Source organism: Bacillus cereus group sp. BfR-BA-01309 (genome assembly GCF_022664315.1).
GTDB classification, from domain to species: domain Bacteria; phylum Bacillota; class Bacilli; order Bacillales; family Bacillaceae_G; genus Bacillus_A; species Bacillus_A mobilis.
On the sequence record NZ_JAKUHE010000013.1, the window covers coordinates 36,282 to 52,820 of the forward strand.

Sequence of the window (16,539 nt, forward strand, 5' to 3'; positions counted from 1 at the left end):
CTAGTTTAAACTCTACGGTGTAATTTCTCTATAGACCTCGTGTAAACCTTCTTCTCCATGAAGTTCTTATAAGCGCGACCAGTATTGAAATTGTGCATTTGTTTTGCATATTCTGTTTGAGAAATTGGTTTTGGATTAAAGCCTTGAACGAGCGTCAATTTTGAATCCTTCGTAAATTTTGTCATACAAAAAACTACACCTCTAATTATTAGACTATGTCTAATAATTAGAGGTGTAGTTCATAAGGAAATTGTTTTTTTGCTTATCCTGAGGTTGTTATTTTCATCTAAAAACAAATAATAGAAATATAATACAGCTTATGACCTGTTTTTACACGTATCTCGGTCGAGCCCCTTAAAGGACTCCAAAATAAAAAGGCCAATTTCCCTGCATTAAAATTGAGAAATTGGCCTTTTTCGTTATTCAAGAAAAGCGCACGATTGTGGCAGATCAGATGTTTGTCTTATTGAAGAAAAGCATCCATTTTTGTGCTTTACTATAATTCAATTTCCTTATCCTTATCAAATAGTTCCAAGCCTTAGAAAAACTAATTTGTGTCGGCAAGAGCAAGAGCCAGTGAGTATTCAATCTTCAGATCTTTTAATTGTGAAACAACTTTACCAGATGGTTGATAGGGAACAGACAGTTCATTAAATGGCTCGACAATCTCCATAGGCGGAATACCGAACCAGCCCTGGCAAGTACCAAGTTTAGTGGAAGATTCGATCACATGTGGCCAGTACCGTTCTGTCTTCATTCCCCCAAGAACTGTCGCCGGTGACAGGGTTCCTAGAAGTCTCATATTGGAGATGTGGTCTAATATCACTGCCTGTTGAGCATTCCCTATAACTACTTCACCCAACGCATTTAAAGTACGATATTCAACATTCTCTTGTAATGCTTGACCAATACACCCTAACTTATATTCATTAGATAAAACAAACTCCACTAATAAATCAAGTGGTAAATACAAAGTTGGAACGCCATGATGTAAATTAGCGGCACGCTCAATGTAAGCCATTGCTATCATGTAGGAAAACGCTAGATTCGGGGCGTTCCTAGCTATTAGTGCCGCCCCAGCCACAGGCTCCCTTGCGTCATTTAGAGAGACGTCTAATGGTGGAAGACTCATTACCGACACATGCTTTCGACGCTTATTCCGTGTGAAGATAGTCTTCCGTCGAACATTTCCTGCTAAATCGAGATACCACCAGGCATATGGTCGCCAACGCAGATCAGACATATTAGTGTGTGTTAGAACCACCCGTATATGTAAATCTGCGTTACCGGATCTTACCAACTCTGATGCACGACATACTGTATGAAGTCTTGACATAAACAAATTAGGGCTAGCGTGGGGAAGAGTGATTACGGCACGAACATTCGAGTTTGCTAGCAGAGATAGTTCTCTTTCTCGTAATCCCAAAAGATCCAAAGCCTCTTTACTGCTAGAGTAACGGTTACGGTTACTCCATAGCCAGTCCGAAAATAAACTAGATATCAATATTCTAATAACTCCCTTTTTTCTGATTTAATCTGTTTCTCTATTTCTTGAATAAACCTCTTCGCATCCACCATCGACTTGGTCTTTGCATACATTATGCTACCAAAAGGCCAGTAACTACGAGACGTGTAACTCATTTTTTTCCTACGATCATGGACCTCGATGTCCGAACCTAAACTCTTTAAGTTTTCGTCTATCTTGATACCTTTAGCGGTTGGTGGAACACCGATACGCAACCATGACCCATCCGACTTTTCTTTTGTACATCTAATATCGAGCTCATGACCAAGTTGTTGGTAAGTAAATATTTTCCACAAATTTAATCCCGTAATGAGATGGAAATAGCGTGTTATACCGCCGCCTCCCGGTCTCCCAGCAATTTCACCAACCCACAAATTCCGACCATCACTCAATATCTCCACATGAACAACACCCTTGGTTATCCCCAGCGCCTGTACTGCCAACTCAGACAAGTTTCTTAGCTTATAGTCTTCCCTGCTAAGTGGGTCGATTTGTATACTAGCATTTAATCCACCAACCGCAGCAAGTTGAGGTCGATAATAAGCCGAGCTAACACAGTGTCGAAGCACTCCCCCTTCGACTACTCCATCGCAATGAAATTCTTGTTTTACTTTTATCTGTTCCTCAACGATTACTTCATAACCTATATTTCGAATGTAATCTAATGCTTCTTCTGAACTCATTTTGATAACCCCACGGCAACGCGATCCATTAAGCGGTTTTACTACTACCTCCCCACATGACTTACAGTTTTCTTCATTTTCTATAAAATCTAATCCAGACCAATACGGAATAACTGGAACACCTGCCTGTTCAAGCTTACGCTTCATAATTAACTTATCAGTGCAAGCCACTGCTTCAAGTTCTTTCATACCAGTCAATCCATATCGTGATCTTAATCTTCCTGCTAGTGAGACATTTCTCTCCGATGTAGCTACTACGTATTGGTAGCTGTCCTTCCCCCACAAAGCCATTGCTGCATCTTCTAGACCTATTATGTGTCCATTACTATCTGGAATACAATCACTATTTTCAATGGGGGGGGGATCCATCAATCGTGTGAATCTGTAGTCATGCAATTCCGACAAGACCGCATTCACTTCTTCCTTCCCCGTATCTAATACCAACGCATGACCTTTAGATTTATTTCGACGAATCATCGTAGGAATAAATCCTTTCCAAAACGTCTGTTAAAAGCTCGTCTAAAGTGGTGAAAGAGGACCACCCGGTGAGTTCCCGCGAAATCGAAGCGCTAATAGTTGCATTTCTTCGCATAGGTGCTAGCAAAGTAGGGATATCTGGTATAGCTTTGTCCAAGACGGTCTTTAGCCCCAATGCAGCCAAAGGATCGCTGCATACTGCGACAACCGCACAAAGGCAGTTGGCCTTAGCAAACCCTTCAATTATAGGCATAGAATTTGAAGAAATCACATCCCCTCCACACTCTCCGATAAGAATCTTTGCCCCACTTTTAACTAGATAATCCGACATAGAAATGGCTGACTCCCAAACCTCTTGACCTCGTCGACCATATGTCGTGTCTATGCCAGTATCGACGTAGTCCGACGTCGATACTGCTCCCGCTTGAATGTAGTTTTGTGTATCCCTCATACGGCCGGTACCCGATAGTTTAACTCCACCAACGGCATGACCGGATTCTGTTAAAGTTCGGATGAGAGAGCTGGTTACACGGGTCTTTCCTACCTCTGCTGACGTCCCAACAACTAGAACTGTTGGAACAGCAACCTCCACATCTACCAATGATTTAATTTTTCGCTGAAGGGATAAAAGTTGTCCATCCTTCTTCAGCCCTCCAATTATCTTTAGCCTTGTAGGCGGACCTGCTTCTCGAGGGAAATCATCCGCAACTCCAACTAATCCCCCCACCGCCAATAAATCTGCTTCTTCAATAAATGTTGAAGGTACTCGACCACTTATTGAAGTGGACGAACCACGTTCTCCCCATGCTCCTATGATTTTAGCCCCAACCGAAAGTGTTAAGTCTGCACCGGGGGCCACATCAATATGCTTATAGGACCCAAGACGTATTACCTCTGCTAGAACCAGTTCGTCTCGAACTGGTTCCGGATTTGGCACTACCTCTACCCCTTCAAGATCTCCCACATGTCTAGCTATACTAGTAGTTATTACTGATCCGTGTTTTAAATCCATCACTTATTCCCACCAATCAAATCTAGGATTGCCATTCGGACTGGAACTGCATTAGATACTTGTTGAAAATACTTAGCCCTAGGATTACTATCAACCTCCAGAGCAATTTCATTGACACGTGGGAGTGCATGCATTACGGCTAATGAGCTCTTAGCTTGACGCAGAACTTCATTGTCTATGATTGGCAAATCAGAACCTTGCTCATCAGATGACCATCTCTCACGTTGAGGTCGGCTAACATAAAGTACGTCAAGTTCCGATATGACCTCGTCAATTTCGGAAACTTTTTCAACATGATCTGATAAAAGACTATCTGAAACATTAGGCTGAAATCTGTCTGGAGCTATCCAGTAAAGTTTGCAATTATATCGAAGCAGAGCCCTTGTTAGAGAGTGTACAGTGCGACCATATTTAAGATCTCCAACAAACCCTATCGTCAAATTGTCTATTTTCCCGAAAATTTCATTAATTGTAAACAAATCATAAAGAGTCTGTGTAGGATGCTCATTTGAACCATCACCACCGTTGATAATAGGAACCTGAGCAATTTCTCGTAATGGCTTAAGAGCTCCGTTGGTTGGATGCCTAACTACCAACAGATCCGCAAACGTCTGCATTACCTGTATTGTGTCACTTAAAGTCTCCCCTTTCGCTGCGCTGGAGCTAGTTGGATCTCCGAAACCAATTACGCCGCCTCCGAGACGCTGAGCTGCCGACGAAAACGATTGGTAGGTTCTAGTACTTGGCTCATAAAACAATAAACCCACAATCTGTCCTTTAAGGCTTAGGTTCGATCGGTTATTTTTTTTGTAATGTTCCGCTTTCTCAAATATCCATTGAATATCTGATTCTGAAAGATCATCCATCGACAATAGATGACGAATCGATTGACTCATAAATTTTCTCCTCCTGTTAATCGTTCTCTGTATGCGGTTGCATATACAGCACTATTAATCTCAATTCGTTCGGGAGTTGTTTGGTCTTCAATTTCACATATGTAAACAAGCGTAGGAACAACGACTTTCGTTGAATCAAGCCATTCTTTAAAGCTAGAAATAGATTTGAACTCAAAACTTTCCTCATACCCAAACGACTTCGCTACATAGTTCACATCAGGCTGAACATTCAAAATTTTCTGGCCTCCAGTGCTATTATAGACACCATTCCACGAAACAACATGTAGAATCGGTAGTCCAAGTCCCCCAATTACATGTGGTGAAGAGTAACCCATTAAGTGGTTCCCATCTCCCTCAAGTATTACTACATTCTTTTGGCCACCTGTAACAAGACCTGCCCCAACACTGCTAGCCAATCCCATACCACCCTGAAGCGGTAATATACTCCCCCTCTGTCCTAACCTCATTGCCTCACGGCTCAAGAATCCATTTCCTACTACGAGCAAGCCTTCTACTCTTTCTATATATTCCAACAACGCTCTAACAGTATCACTTCTACTAATCATTTAAATATCACTCCCCGGGGGTACCAACAGGACTCGATGTCCTTGAGCTTTCTGAGTTAAAAATGTTTTCAAACTATGAATATCTGCCTTATCCCACACAGCCCATGATACGCCTAATGCATTTAGATAATCAATTGTGCGACTACCAGTTACAAGGTGATGGGATAGCTTGTCTGATCCAGTCCCAGCCCAACCAACTATTAATGTCAAATACTCGCCAATGTCTAAAGCCAAAGAGGTGAGTGCATCGGCACATGTAAATAAACCTGCATTTTTCATGAATACAATAGGTTTAGATTCTGCTAAACTAATACCCGTAGCAAAAGCAACTGCAACATCTTCTCTTGGTACATTTAAAACTGGAATTACCAATTCCAAAGGGCCTAAGAAGTTTTTTAAGATTGAATCAGGTACACCCACAGCATAATCATAGCCGGATGATATGACTAAATCAGCCAATGTTTCACTGTGTGTTTGACCGATTTTATCAGTTGTATCTACCTTACGCATCGATGTGCACCGAGTGGATGGTTCGCTCAGAAACATGTATCTCTTCTCCCTTCCTCGTCCAAAGTGGAAACGACCGTCGAGCATGAGCAACGGAGGTATTATCAAGAAAAATCAGTTCATTTTTCTCAAGCATAAACTCGATTGCCACATGATTCAGGGCCCAATCAAATCGCTTAAAAGCCTCTAGAAATGGTTTACCGACCTCGCTACGGTAAACGTCATCACGTATTCCCTCCCAATACCGAAGACAAATCTTGCCTTTGTTATCTCTATGAAGGATTGGTCGGGCATCACTATTAGAAGATCTAGAAATAGGTACGCTAGACAGTTCAGCAATGTCAGAATTCAGTTTATTCGGAAACACCTGATCATATAATTCATATACATCCGCAAGCCGGGCTATGCGTGACTCCCCCCTATTACCAAGCGGTCCAAAACTAGGTTCGCTGACAAGTAACATCATAAACAAGGAACACGGATTATCACTTGCGGACCGAGCAGTATGAAGAGGAACCTCTGATGTCGTCTGAGTAGGGCGCGGTGCTTTCCCTATGAGATCTTCCAGAGGACGTACATCGCCAAGGACAGCAAAAGGACCCTCACGGTTTACCACACTGTTCCCATAGGAAGGCTTAATTGATATAGGTCCAAATTTTTTTCCAAACTCGATTAACTTTTCCGGACCAGTAGGAAGACCTACAATAATACAAACACCTATATCTTGAACCGTTTGAATAGCTCTTGAATAGTCTTCCGGACCAATTTTTGGAATATCTTCGTATTTTAACATTTATTTATATCCTCCTTTATATATTTTGAAGTACCGAGATTCGCTACAAAAGAAATAACTCCGGCTAATAACATTAAGACTCCTAGTCCTACCCATCCAGCTGTACCACCATTTAGGCAAGCTCCAGTAACTACAATGGGTGACAATACTCTGCCCAGGCCTTTTGCCATGCTAAACATCCCTTGATATTCACCAGTTCCAGAATGAGGAGCCAAGAGGAAGCTTAATTCGTAACTAACTGCAGAAAACCAAAGCTCCCCAAAACTATAAAATATCAAACCTGTTATAATAAAGACCAGTGCAATATTTTGCTCGACATTCGGCATAAGCCCTATTAATACGAAGGAAATTAGTAAGAATGTGGCGCTGCTAAGAAAAGCGGCGTTAATTCTTCTGTAAGAACTACTCACCCATCGTGACACTAATACTTGAAGGCCGACTACCATTATCGTATTTAAAGGTATAACCAAACCAACGGTCCACCGGGGAACCATTGTGTGGTTAATAAGCCATAGTGGCAGAGCGAGGGGCAAAACTGAGTACTGCTGCATAAAGACAACAACTAAAAAAGAAAAGGCAAGATAGCGCCTGTCCCGAAGAACTCCTAGCGCCTTTTGGGCTTTTTTCTTATGAATAACCCCAGTCTTTGGAAGTTTATAAACCATACCAGCACAGACAATAAATGTTAATACGTTAATTACTATGAGTAACAAATACCCTTGTTGGTTATGTATGGTTATCACAATTCCTGCTAACGCCCCTCCAAAGGTTATGCCAAGATTGTTTACTGATCGAAGCCCTGCTCGGAAGTGGGTCGAATTGTCTCCACCTAATTCTCGGACAAGTGCCCCTCTTGCTGAACTACTTGCAACAGAAGCGAGAGATGTAATAGAAATTAAGATTACAAACATATAATAGTTACTTATTATTAGTAACGCAGCCATTGAAAGGGCTTCAATCACCAAAGTAACCAGATATGTTTCTCTTGCACCCTTACGATCTGAAAGCATTCCCACTGGGATCCCGGACAATAACCCTACAGCGCCACCAATGGAGAGTCCAACCCCTGTTTGTATGGCACTAAATCCTTGATAATTTACAAAATATAAGACTGCACTTGAGACGTAGAGACCAGTGCCAAAGTTATTTATGAAAGTCAACCAAAACATTAATTTTTGAGCATAACCCTGAGGAGAAATCCAAAATTTTTCGATTATGGTATTCATGATCTCTCCGAGTTAGGCGATGCTGTCTGCACTTGATCCTGAAACCAGCTAGCCAATTTTCTAAGACGTATTTCAACTTCTTCTTCGTCTTTACCTTGTACTAGAGCTTTCCCAGCTTTAATATTAGATGCCTCTGCACTGTTCTTCATTATCTGACCAACTTTAATGTTTACAGAGGCTTTCACACAACCTTCCATACTCATAACCTCTTCTTCACTTGGTACGTAAATTATCCTCCCTTCAGGCGAAGGAAGATGAACAAATCCGACAGTCCCCACGGTTTCTTTCAGATTCACCCTCGTATTATAACCCAGGCAGGATTTAGCCCACTCAAATGCCAGATTTACGCCGAAAAGATGGTTGACCTCTTCAAAAATCATTCCACCACCTATTCTTCCGCCACATTCGCTAAAAACAAGGCCAGATGGGGTATCGAAAGCCTCTAGATGAAATATTCCGTTAGTATGGCCAAGTGCTGTAAGTGCATCAGTCACCAATGCTCTACCCCGTTCATACAGCAGATGATTCTGCTTAGGGGGGTGCACAATTGAACCTACTAGACCTCCATTTTGGATTTCTATTACGTTTGTTAAGTATCTTGAAATGCTTAACATCTTAACTTCTCCATCACGAATTACGCCATCAAGGTGCAACTCAGAACCACTAACTAAGTCCTCGACTAACCACGGACCAATGTGCTTAAGGTTACGCAACTCACCCAGTTTGTTTATGCTGTCGACTCGAAAAGTGTCACGAGCACCGCCACCGGATAACGGCTTAATGATTACTGGTTTGTTAATTTTTTTGATATCAGTGATCAAATCCACAGTATAAAAGTCCGTGACGGGAATACCAGCTGATTTAACTAAGCGTTTTTGCACATACTTATCTCGAAGTGCCACTGCAACATCGGTCGACATGCCTTGGCATTGTGTGAGCTCCTTTAGAATACTTGCTGTGACTAATGCTAATTCTCTCATACTACAAATAACCGAGAATTGTTCTAAATGAATCGATGCCCTGGTTAAACTTTCAATAACTTCTTCTGCACTATGTACATCAGCACAACTTAGGATTGTAGCGTTTTGATTGTGCTGGCGCGACCGCTCAATATGTTTTGCATTGATAACATTAACTACATCACATCCTAATTTAACCAGAGATTCCAAAGCCTCCTTATACCAACCAATTAGGAGCACTTTTACACCAGGTGAAGTTTCTCCTTTAACAAAAACTGCTTCAAAGTCATCAAGATTATTCATGTTCTAACCATTCCGGTAAACGCTGTATTTGAAATATATCTTGTACTGTCGCAATCTCGCTTTGTACAGATTCTGAACTACCGCTTACACATATCTTGGACAAGACTTCCTTTGACCCTGAAATCATGGCTCTCATTCCGTGGTTGGCAAAGATCATTAACTTTACACCAGCAGCGTTAGCTTCTTCGACAGTCAAGGAATAGTAGGTCGTTGGGACAACAACTACAGGCAATCGGTCTTGCCAGCACGATATAAAGTCAAGCACTTCGTCAGGTGTTTTGGCCTTAGAATGAATAAGAATAGCATCTGCACCTGCGTCAGCGTAAGCATGAGCTCTTTTCAGTGCTTCAGATACATCGCATCCTACTACTAGAGCTTCTGTGCGTGCTATGATCATAAAATCCTTGGTTGTTTGCGCTTCTTTTGCAACTTTTATCTTTCGGGCAAACGTATCAATCTGTTCAAGATGTTGACCAGCGCCAACGAAACTATTCATCTTTGGAAACTGTTTATCCTCAAAGCAAACAGCTGCAATTCCGGCCGCTTCAAATTGTTGAACGGCGTAAACTGCATTCAAATTATTCCCAAATCCTGTATCACAATCTGCTATAACAGGAATTGAGACAGCATCGTTCATTTGCTTTGCCGCCGTTAAATATTCTGTCATGCTAAGCAGACTTGCATCCGGTAATGCGGCCGACGCTGAAATCTCGAAGCTGGAAGACCAAACGGCTTCAAAGCCGGATTCCTCTACCAAACGGGCACTTAAGCCATTATGTGCCCCTGCGGCCAAAATTGTTTTCCCCTTTCTTGCTATAGCATCACGAAGATAAGCACGTTTTTCCGCATTACTTTTTTTTACATTTAGTTCAATCATTGTTTTTCTCCTTTCTTGTTAAGCTGTTACAGAGGTAAGCATGTTTTTCTGTATGAATCCAATTTGCATAAAATTTACGAAATATACAAATATTACATGATTTACACCCGAAATTTATTATACTAATTACTCTATTCTAAATCAACAAATTTTATCGAATTATTTAAAAATTTCGATAAGCATGTAAAATAACGACGTCAATAATATCCTGACCGTTGAAAAACGCACAAAAAAATTAAAAATATTTATAATATAGAATTACGTCAAGTGGCGCAACATAAGAGAATTGAATATAAGTGTTCCACCACATCGCTATCAAGCTAATAAAAAGATATGCCCCCCTAAAACGCTATTCTTTCTTTAGGGTCATAGGAAAGGACGGCGTTTTCATGTCTGTTTCTGCGCCTGGTGAATTAAAACTATTTGTTCAAGAGATTCAAAGTTTTTTATCTCCAAATATCTTACGGAATCTTGCTAGAGATGTTGGTTTTGTACAACGAACCAGTAAGTACCAAGCAAAAGATTTAATAGCTTTATATGTATGGGGGAGCCAAAATGTCTCTAAAATCTCTTTAACTCTATTATCTAGCTGTTTAGAAGCATCAACAGCAGTACTTATCAGTCCGGAAGGACTGAATCAACGATTTAATAAAGTGGCCGTCCAACTTTTATAACACCTACTAGCCAAACTATTAAGCAAAAAATTGGCTGCATCTATGTCGATTTCTTCTTCAAACACTCCTGTTTTCAAGCGTATTCGTAGGATTATGAAGAAATACAGGATTATTTGTCCTATTCGTAAAGCAAATCCTTACAAAAGAATGATGAAAACGACGAAAGAACATTTTGTGGTACCAAATCAATTAAATCGAGCATTCAGACAAGGAGTACCAAGAAAAGCCCTTCTTACAGATACCACATATCTGTTTTATGGTAAGAATCAGAAAGGATATTTATCTAACATTTTAGACAAGTCTACTAATGAAATTTTGGCTTATCACGTTTCAGAACGACTTACACTAGATTTCGCAACGGCGACTCTTCACAAACTCAAGAAGAATAAGAGAGTTTGATTCACTAAAGATACCTATATCTATTCTGATCAAGGCGCTCATTACAAAAGTCCTACTTATTAAAAATCACTCGAAAAATTAAAGCTTGGACAATCTATGTCAAGACGAGGGTACTGTTGGGATAATACCCCTCAAAAGTCCTTTTTCGGACACCTTAAAGATGAAACACCCATAAAAACTTGTACCTCTTTTGCCCAGCTAAAACAAAAAATTAAAGCTTATATGAAATACTATAATCAGCATAGGTATCAATAGAATTTAAAGAAGATGACTCCTGTTGAATACAGAAATCATCTTCTTACGGCTGCCTAACTTTTTTAAATGTCCTCTAAAAAGGGTACTGATTATTCAACAAACGTCTTTTTTTACTTGTTGAGGAACATACACGTTCCCCGTTGATTATGAAAGCATACTATATTATTGAGTATGGCTGTTCTGAAAGTTGCACGGGGCGAAACTATTGAACTATTTATTGATCCTTGCGATACAATACTACAACCAATAACTTCATTCTTTGTATTTAAATTAAATACCCCAAAAACTTTATGTGGAATTTCATCCGCACACAACACAACTCTAGCAAGAATATTTAAATCATCTGGACTAGTAATTCTTTTTCTTTCAATATCATAAATCTTGTTACTTTCCTTAACCAGTTTTACTGATTGTATCATTATTCGCTTACCCATTATATTTCTCCCCCAAAAGAGCAATTTTTTATTTTTTTATTTGCTTATATGCGCACGTTAATATTTACAATTTATATTTGGACCTTTACTCCAAACGCTCTCAAAACATTAATGATATCTTTCGCCTTAAGATGAATTTTGGTATTTGGCTCACAAACACCTAATTCAAAAAGTGTAAATAGTGTATTATCTGCTACATCCTTAACTATGACTTGTTTAGACTTCAGATAGTTTTGAAAATGTTGTAGCTGATTTAATGTAAGAATTATAGGTACTTTTGAGACATTTGATTTTTCATTAACGAAGTATATTTTTAAAATCATGTCTCCAACACTCAACTCCTCAGTTATTCGAAAATCATCTTTAGCTTTACACTTTTTTTCTTTTTCAAGATTTTCAAATACCCAATCTAAATGACTTAAAAGTACACTTTTTTCCTTAGAAACAACGTTCATATTAATTCCCCTCTCATTTTTTATAATTTGTAATTCTTTAAATCACAATTGATTATCCAAACATTGGATAGTACTTGTTTCTCCCCCCTATTCACTTTTCCTAATTCCATTCCCGAAACACAAAAAGCCTTTCAGGATTACATCGTTATTAGACATGCGAACAAAATGTACGCAATGCGTTAATAATGAGTAAACCCGAAAGGCTTAGATTAGTTATGGATTAGAAAAATATAAAAAAGATATGTTACCATTATATAGTAAATGGAATTTTCAAACAATAATTTTCAATAGAATCATTTAATCATAAGGTATCATTTTCATATTTTCCTTAATTGTCGACTTAACAATCAGATCTTGACCTACCATTAAACATGGATACTTTAATGAATTGCTCTTCATATATATATGATTCTTGTTTTTGAGTATAATTTTCGCATTATATACGGAGGCTTCTATACATTCTGCTTCTTCATTACGATTATTAAATGCGTCACTTGCATGGTCTGTTATTATTATTTTTCTTGTTTTGTTAAAGATAATCACGCGCTTTTTTTTCAATTTCTTCAACCAATTTAATTGAAAGTTCATAATTAAAATCGTCTATAACGGTACCCATAGCCATTACAAATGGTACAATTCCCTTCTCCTTAATAAAATCTTCAATTTTCTTCTCTGCATCCTTTGAAATAATACCAACCCTTTGTGCAATCCTATCTTTAATCTCTTGTATATCTGTTTGATCTTGTGTTTTCCTCATGTATTTTTGTTCTAATTTTAAATGTAAGGTTGAGAATGCCAGACTATCCTGAGTAACGTCTATTATTTTAACATCTTCAATTATATCTCCAATTTGCAAGTAATCTTCAATACGTTTAACATACATATTTTGAAACTTTGTAATATGCAATAGGCCTTTCCCCTTGTTTTCATCCTGGATTTGTACAAAAACACCATATTTCACTACATTTTCAACCTTAACTGTAACTGATGTATTTTTCTTATACAAATCATTGTAAGATTTCGGTAACAAATTTGTTTCTTCTATATATTTAGCAATATTCTTATCTAGCGTACCCTTATTTGACACATATCCTCACTCCTTTATATACAAAAATAATAAAGTGTGTTAAAGATGTTAAAGGTGTTACTGTTTATTAACCTTTTTGAATGATTCTAAGAAGTCACCAAAAACGAATAGATAAGCACGAATTACTAAATAAGAAAAAGTAATTGGAATCATGAGCATGAGCAAAATCATAAAAAAGGTGTGTTCTAACAAACCAGATAAAATAATAATAAAATTTATTGCTATTAAGAATCCAAAAACCATATCTAGCCTCTGTATACGGGGTGTTAATAAATACTTAACAAATCTCTTCATTAATTTCCTCTCCTTTTTAAAATAAACTTTTTTGATCTGTTTATTTAACTAAATAATACAAAGTTTTTTTGTTTATTATTAAAAAGCCTTTTTTTATTGGAATCTCATAGTAAATCCTTTTGTTTATACTTCATCAATCAAAATATTTTTAATCCTTGTTCTTCCTTCCATTCTAAAGCCTGGAGTTTCATATGGGTTTCTAGCGCTAACTCCCGAGCTTCATCTCTTTCTTTCTCTAACTGTAATACCTGTTCTTCTAGTCTTTTAATTTGCTGAGCCTTTTTAAAAAACATAGCATCTGCCCCTTGATTTCATTTTTTATCTTCAAGTAATGTAAACTAGATACTACAAATCCGAAATATAACAACATTATTATTACAGATGACCTTAATGAATATATAGTGACATATAAATTATAATTTTCTCCTACTCTTCTTATTAACCCTTTAAAGGGCCTACTTTTTAAATTAATAATGGGTAACCGTTACTAATTGTGTAAATTCCTCTTCCCCGTATACCATAACTTTATAGTAATGATACTTCTTCCTGTAATACCCTAAAGTAAACAACGCTACTACTGTTAAAACTAATAAAGAGCTGTTTAGAATTGCTGAAAACATATCAATAAAGCCTTTTATAAGTAGTGCATCTAAAGCCATTAAAGCAATTACAGAAATACATAATTTGTATTTGTATACTACTAATAATTTTTGACATCGATGCAGATCACTCATTTCCTGCCCCCTATATTTTTAGTACAAAATAAACGACTGTTACCTACATTCTTCCTTAACCACAAAAAGCTGCTTCAGCATATTTACCTGAAGCAGCTCTTGTTATCTCAAAAATGGTAATGGTGCTTGCTGAATTCCGTTTTGAGTTGAAATATAAAAAGATTTTGCGAATCCCTCATTGTGAATACATTCATCTATTACAAGCATTATAGGAATCTTTCGTAAGTCTAACATTAGCTCCTTTCTAACATGTTCTGCTAAAGCAAGATTTGATATAGATAAAATAAAAATACCTGGTAAACTCTTCGTATTTTCGAAGTTCAATAAATTATTTGGTCCATTTTGAATTTGATCTTCCCAAATTTTCAATCGCGATTTTAAGTGCTGTGCATATCGCTGCCCCTGTTGCACCCTTTCAAATATGAAGTTTTGATTTCCAATTGGAGTTTTAATTTCTCCAACAGCAATTGGATTATATCCCCTACCAGTACCTTGTAGCTTCGGATACCAGCACCAATTTTTTAATAACTGTTGGCCTACTGCAAACTCGTATTTTATCTGATTCATAGTGACAAATCTCTGTACACCCGCCACCCCAAGTTTTAACCACTGCTCTGGCTTTAAAGAATAGTTTGTATTACGGTTATGATAAGCCCACATCATCAAATGACCTCCCGTATTGAGTGTAATTGGAGCAGAGGTTTTAGGCTGATCCGGGAATAGCCCCGATTTTATCTCCCATCTACTAACAAATCCATACAGTACTAGCTTTTTCAGCGATTCCGAAACCTGAGACCTACTAATTTTAGACTCCACAAAATTTTTAATTTGAGCTTCAGTAATTGCTAATGAATCCCAAATAAGCTTTAGTATTAAATTGTCTTTTTCATTTATAAAACCTGAATTAATTCTGTCATAAATACTACGTAAGTCTGTGAGTGGTTTGAATTTATCTGGAAGAATTGGTCCCCCCTGTAAAGAGGGGTCATCCCAAAGTGATAAAGATTGGTCCCTATTAAGCCAATATTGAACCGCCTTTCCATTCTCTTGTACAGAAACCTGCGGCGCACTCATTAGTTATATAAAAACGCCGTTGGGTCGTTAACTTTTTTGCGTCCAAAAGGAAACTTGAAGATAACCCCCGACCCTCTCTCTTTTTCTACATCCACATTCACAATTCTCATACTTACTACTTCATCCAATACTGGCTGTTCGATTGTTTTAGGGATAATTCCTTTAATTGTGCAGCCTTGGTCCAATTCAACAAAAACTCCAAAACGCGGGTCAACATTTACAACTCGCCCTACAATTGTGTCCCCTTCAGCTAATTCAGATAACAACTGATAAGGATTTTCCACTGCCGCTTTCCTAGAAACGTGAATTAGTCGTTGCTCCGGATTAAATTGTAGAACCTTAACTGGGATACGTTCACCAATAGGTGCATAGCGATCCACTGCGTTTTTATACACTCTTCCATAGTTTAGTTCATGTAACTTCATGAAGCATTCCGCACCATTAATGCGTAAAAATATAGTAGGAACCTGAGCATTCATGTTGTATCCAGTTACTTCTGCTTCGTAGGTTGGCTCTTGCAGTCTTTCATCTTGCTCCAATTCTATCAACTCACGAATTAAAGCATCTGCAGATCTCCTACTTGCTTCTTTTACTGAAACCTGAACTTTATTTACATCTAGTTCATCAGACATTTGAGTAATTACTACGTTAAAAATATTACCTGTGAATTGTGTAATACTTCTAAAAGAGTAATCAGAGAAGTCCTCTTTTTTACAAACACCTATAATCTTACCGTTTTCAAGGGCAAACTCAGCATATTCAGTATCTGGATCGTCTTTATCATGTCTTTTAACCGTTCTCAATACTGCCTGAATTGGCTCTTTATATCTACGTAGTGCCTGTAGCTTTTCATAAGTTTTTGAATCCATAAAAATATCTCCTCTCCTTCGTTCAATATTTATAAAGTTCAAAAATAATACTTCTACTTGAATTATTGTTACTTTTAGCTAAGAAACTAAGTTTTTCAGAAATATTTTCTAAAATTTATAATTTTGCTATTTTTGCATTTATAATCTCTATTATTTTTAAAAGGTGAACCTTAGCAAGAAGCAAAAGAAGTGGTAAACGATATTGTTACTGGTCCTAATGGGAAGACACTATCAATCGTTGCTGTGGTATTTGTAATTGAGGAATATTTATTGTTGATAGTATTGTAAATAATGGCTATGAACCACCTTCAAACCCAAGTATGCGAAACGATCGTACACCTTTGAATTGTGCTCATTATGGTGGCGAATGGGACACTGGTGGTCTTTTTGGAGAAGCAAAATGTGTTTATAATAAATAGTTTATAAAGGCCTTTTCTTTT

At 37.9% G+C, this 16,539-nt stretch carries 18 protein-coding genes and 3 pseudogenes; 2 read left to right on the forward strand and 19 right to left on the reverse strand.

The features are described 5' to 3' along the window. Positions 1-5 precede the first annotated feature (5 nt). The 11 genes from MR115_RS30350 to MR115_RS22075 all read right to left on the reverse strand — a co-directional run bounded on the left by MR115_RS30350 (position 6) and on the right by MR115_RS22075 (position 9,824). Positions 6-185 carry a hypothetical protein gene (locus tag MR115_RS30350; RefSeq protein WP_472926393.1) on the reverse strand — a complete coding sequence of 60 codons (180 nt, stop codon included), beginning with the start codon at positions 183-185 and terminating at the stop codon, positions 6-8. 362 nt (positions 186-547) lie between these two features. Beyond that, positions 548-1,084 carry a hypothetical protein gene (locus tag MR115_RS22030; protein WP_242242778.1) on the reverse strand — a complete coding sequence of 179 codons (537 nt, stop codon included), beginning with the start codon at positions 1,082-1,084 and terminating at the stop codon, positions 548-550. A gap of 416 nt (positions 1,085-1,500) precedes the next feature. Next, positions 1,501-2,685: an ATP-grasp domain-containing protein gene (locus tag MR115_RS22035; protein WP_242242779.1), complete on the reverse strand. Its 1,185-nt coding sequence runs from the start codon at positions 2,683-2,685 to the stop codon at positions 1,501-1,503. Next, positions 2,669-3,700 carry a hypothetical protein gene (locus MR115_RS22040; protein ID WP_309243108.1) on the reverse strand — a complete coding sequence of 344 codons (1,032 nt, stop codon included), beginning with the start codon at positions 3,698-3,700 and terminating at the stop codon, positions 2,669-2,671. Before MR115_RS22040 ends, MR115_RS22035 begins: the two co-directional genes overlap by 17 nt. Continuing rightward, positions 3,697-4,593 carry an aspartate carbamoyltransferase gene (pyrB, locus tag MR115_RS22045; protein ID WP_242242780.1) on the reverse strand — a complete coding sequence of 299 codons (897 nt, stop codon included), beginning with the start codon at positions 4,591-4,593 and terminating at the stop codon, positions 3,697-3,699. The genes MR115_RS22040 and pyrB overlap by 4 nt, the downstream gene beginning before the upstream one ends. After that, on the reverse strand, positions 4,590-5,159 hold the full coding sequence (locus tag MR115_RS22050; protein WP_242242781.1) for a thiamine pyrophosphate-dependent enzyme: 570 nt from the start codon (positions 5,157-5,159) through the stop codon (positions 4,590-4,592). The genes pyrB and MR115_RS22050 overlap by 4 nt, the downstream gene beginning before the upstream one ends. Then, positions 5,160-5,669, reverse strand: coding sequence for a hypothetical protein (locus MR115_RS22055; protein ID WP_242242782.1), 510 nt, complete (start codon positions 5,667-5,669; stop codon positions 5,160-5,162). It abuts the gene before it with no gap. Further along, the gene (locus tag MR115_RS22060; protein WP_242242783.1) at positions 5,662-6,459 is read right to left on the reverse strand and encodes a TauD/TfdA family dioxygenase; all 798 of its coding nucleotides are present in this window, start codon (positions 6,457-6,459) and stop codon (positions 5,662-5,664) included. The genes MR115_RS22055 and MR115_RS22060 overlap by 8 nt, the downstream gene beginning before the upstream one ends. Further along, positions 6,453-7,685, reverse strand: a complete 1,233-nt coding sequence (locus tag MR115_RS22065; RefSeq protein ID WP_242242784.1) for an MFS transporter — start codon at positions 7,683-7,685, stop codon at positions 6,453-6,455. Before MR115_RS22065 ends, MR115_RS22060 begins: the two co-directional genes overlap by 7 nt. Then, positions 7,682-8,947, reverse strand: coding sequence for an ATP-grasp domain-containing protein (locus MR115_RS22070; protein WP_242242785.1), 1,266 nt, complete (start codon positions 8,945-8,947; stop codon positions 7,682-7,684). The genes MR115_RS22065 and MR115_RS22070 overlap by 4 nt, the downstream gene beginning before the upstream one ends. Continuing rightward, a complete protein-coding gene (locus MR115_RS22075) occupies positions 8,940-9,824 on the reverse strand; it encodes an isocitrate lyase/phosphoenolpyruvate mutase family protein (RefSeq protein WP_242242786.1) in 885 nt (294 codons plus the stop codon). Before MR115_RS22075 ends, MR115_RS22070 begins: the two co-directional genes overlap by 8 nt. Positions 9,825-10,213: 389 nt before the next feature. Between MR115_RS22075 and MR115_RS22080 the strand changes: the two are divergent. Then, positions 10,214-11,152, forward strand: a pseudogene (locus MR115_RS22080) (IS3 family transposase). Positions 11,153-11,295: 143 nt separating this feature from the next. Here MR115_RS22080 and MR115_RS22085 read toward each other — a convergent pair. The 8 genes and pseudogenes from MR115_RS22085 to MR115_RS22120 form a co-directional block, all read right to left on the reverse strand. Continuing rightward, positions 11,296-11,586 (reverse strand): annotated as a pseudogene (locus MR115_RS22085) (JAB domain-containing protein); the annotation flags it as partial. A 71-nt stretch (positions 11,587-11,657) separates the two neighbouring features. Continuing rightward, positions 11,658-12,041, reverse strand: coding sequence for a hypothetical protein (locus tag MR115_RS22090; RefSeq protein ID WP_242242788.1), 384 nt, complete (start codon positions 12,039-12,041; stop codon positions 11,658-11,660). Between the two features lie 529 nt (positions 12,042-12,570). After that, a complete protein-coding gene (locus tag MR115_RS22095; protein WP_242242789.1) occupies positions 12,571-13,128 on the reverse strand; it encodes a S1 RNA-binding domain-containing protein in 558 nt (185 codons plus the stop codon). Between the two features lie 57 nt (positions 13,129-13,185). Continuing rightward, complete coding sequence (locus tag MR115_RS22100; RefSeq protein WP_242242790.1) at positions 13,186-13,422, reverse strand: hypothetical protein; 237 nt, start codon at positions 13,420-13,422, stop codon at positions 13,186-13,188. A 137-nt stretch (positions 13,423-13,559) separates the two neighbouring features. Further along, positions 13,560-13,715 (reverse strand): hypothetical protein, encoded by a 156-nt coding sequence (locus MR115_RS22105; protein WP_242242791.1) that lies wholly within the window; start codon positions 13,713-13,715, stop codon positions 13,560-13,562. A gap of 174 nt (positions 13,716-13,889) precedes the next feature. After that, positions 13,890-14,156 carry a hypothetical protein gene (locus MR115_RS22110; RefSeq protein ID WP_242242792.1) on the reverse strand — a complete coding sequence of 89 codons (267 nt, stop codon included), beginning with the start codon at positions 14,154-14,156 and terminating at the stop codon, positions 13,890-13,892. A gap of 102 nt (positions 14,157-14,258) precedes the next feature. Continuing rightward, the gene (locus MR115_RS22115) at positions 14,259-15,230 is read right to left on the reverse strand and encodes a hypothetical protein (protein ID WP_242242793.1); all 972 of its coding nucleotides are present in this window, start codon (positions 15,228-15,230) and stop codon (positions 14,259-14,261) included. Beyond that, positions 15,230-16,099 carry an RNA-binding protein gene (locus MR115_RS22120; RefSeq protein ID WP_242242794.1) on the reverse strand — a complete coding sequence of 290 codons (870 nt, stop codon included), beginning with the start codon at positions 16,097-16,099 and terminating at the stop codon, positions 15,230-15,232. The genes MR115_RS22115 and MR115_RS22120 overlap by 1 nt, the downstream gene beginning before the upstream one ends. Before the next feature lie 174 nt (positions 16,100-16,273). Between MR115_RS22120 and MR115_RS22125 the strand changes: the two are divergent. After that, positions 16,274-16,518 (forward strand): annotated as a pseudogene (locus MR115_RS22125) (hypothetical protein); the annotation flags it as partial. Positions 16,519-16,539: the final 21 nt, after the last annotated feature.

Excerpts from the sequence above, each read along its gene's own strand:
- MR115_RS30350 (WP_472926393.1), bottom strand. The coding sequence starts at position 185 with ATGACAAAATTTACGAAGGATTCAAAATTGACGCTCGTTCAAGGCTTT.
- MR115_RS22035 (WP_242242779.1), bottom strand. The coding sequence starts at position 2,685 with ATGATTCGTCGAAATAAATCTAAAGGTCATGCGTTGGTATTAGATACG.
- pyrB (WP_242242780.1), bottom strand. The coding sequence starts at position 4,593 with ATGAGTCAATCGATTCGTCATCTATTGTCGATGGATGATCTTTCAGAA.
- MR115_RS22050 (WP_242242781.1), bottom strand. The coding sequence starts at position 5,159 with ATGATTAGTAGAAGTGATACTGTTAGAGCGTTGTTGGAATATATAGAA.
- MR115_RS22055 (WP_242242782.1), bottom strand. The coding sequence starts at position 5,669 with ATGCGTAAGGTAGATACAACTGATAAAATCGGTCAAACACACAGTGAA.
- MR115_RS22060 (WP_242242783.1), bottom strand. The coding sequence starts at position 6,459 with ATGTTAAAATACGAAGATATTCCAAAAATTGGTCCGGAAGACTATTCA.
- MR115_RS22065 (WP_242242784.1), bottom strand. The coding sequence starts at position 7,685 with ATGAATACCATAATCGAAAAATTTTGGATTTCTCCTCAGGGTTATGCT.
- MR115_RS22070 (WP_242242785.1), bottom strand. The coding sequence starts at position 8,947 with ATGAATAATCTTGATGACTTTGAAGCAGTTTTTGTTAAAGGAGAAACT.
- MR115_RS22075 (WP_242242786.1), bottom strand. The coding sequence starts at position 9,824 with ATGATTGAACTAAATGTAAAAAAAAGTAATGCGGAAAAACGTGCTTAT.
- MR115_RS22090 (WP_242242788.1), bottom strand. The coding sequence starts at position 12,041 with ATGAACGTTGTTTCTAAGGAAAAAAGTGTACTTTTAAGTCATTTAGAT.
- MR115_RS22100 (WP_242242790.1), bottom strand. The coding sequence starts at position 13,422 with ATGAAGAGATTTGTTAAGTATTTATTAACACCCCGTATACAGAGGCTA.
- MR115_RS22105 (WP_242242791.1), bottom strand. The coding sequence starts at position 13,715 with ATGTTTTTTAAAAAGGCTCAGCAAATTAAAAGACTAGAAGAACAGGTA.
- MR115_RS22110 (WP_242242792.1), bottom strand. The coding sequence starts at position 14,156 with ATGAGTGATCTGCATCGATGTCAAAAATTATTAGTAGTATACAAATAC.
- MR115_RS22115 (WP_242242793.1), bottom strand. The coding sequence starts at position 15,230 with ATGAGTGCGCCGCAGGTTTCTGTACAAGAGAATGGAAAGGCGGTTCAA.
- MR115_RS22120 (WP_242242794.1), bottom strand. The coding sequence starts at position 16,099 with ATGGATTCAAAAACTTATGAAAAGCTACAGGCACTACGTAGATATAAA.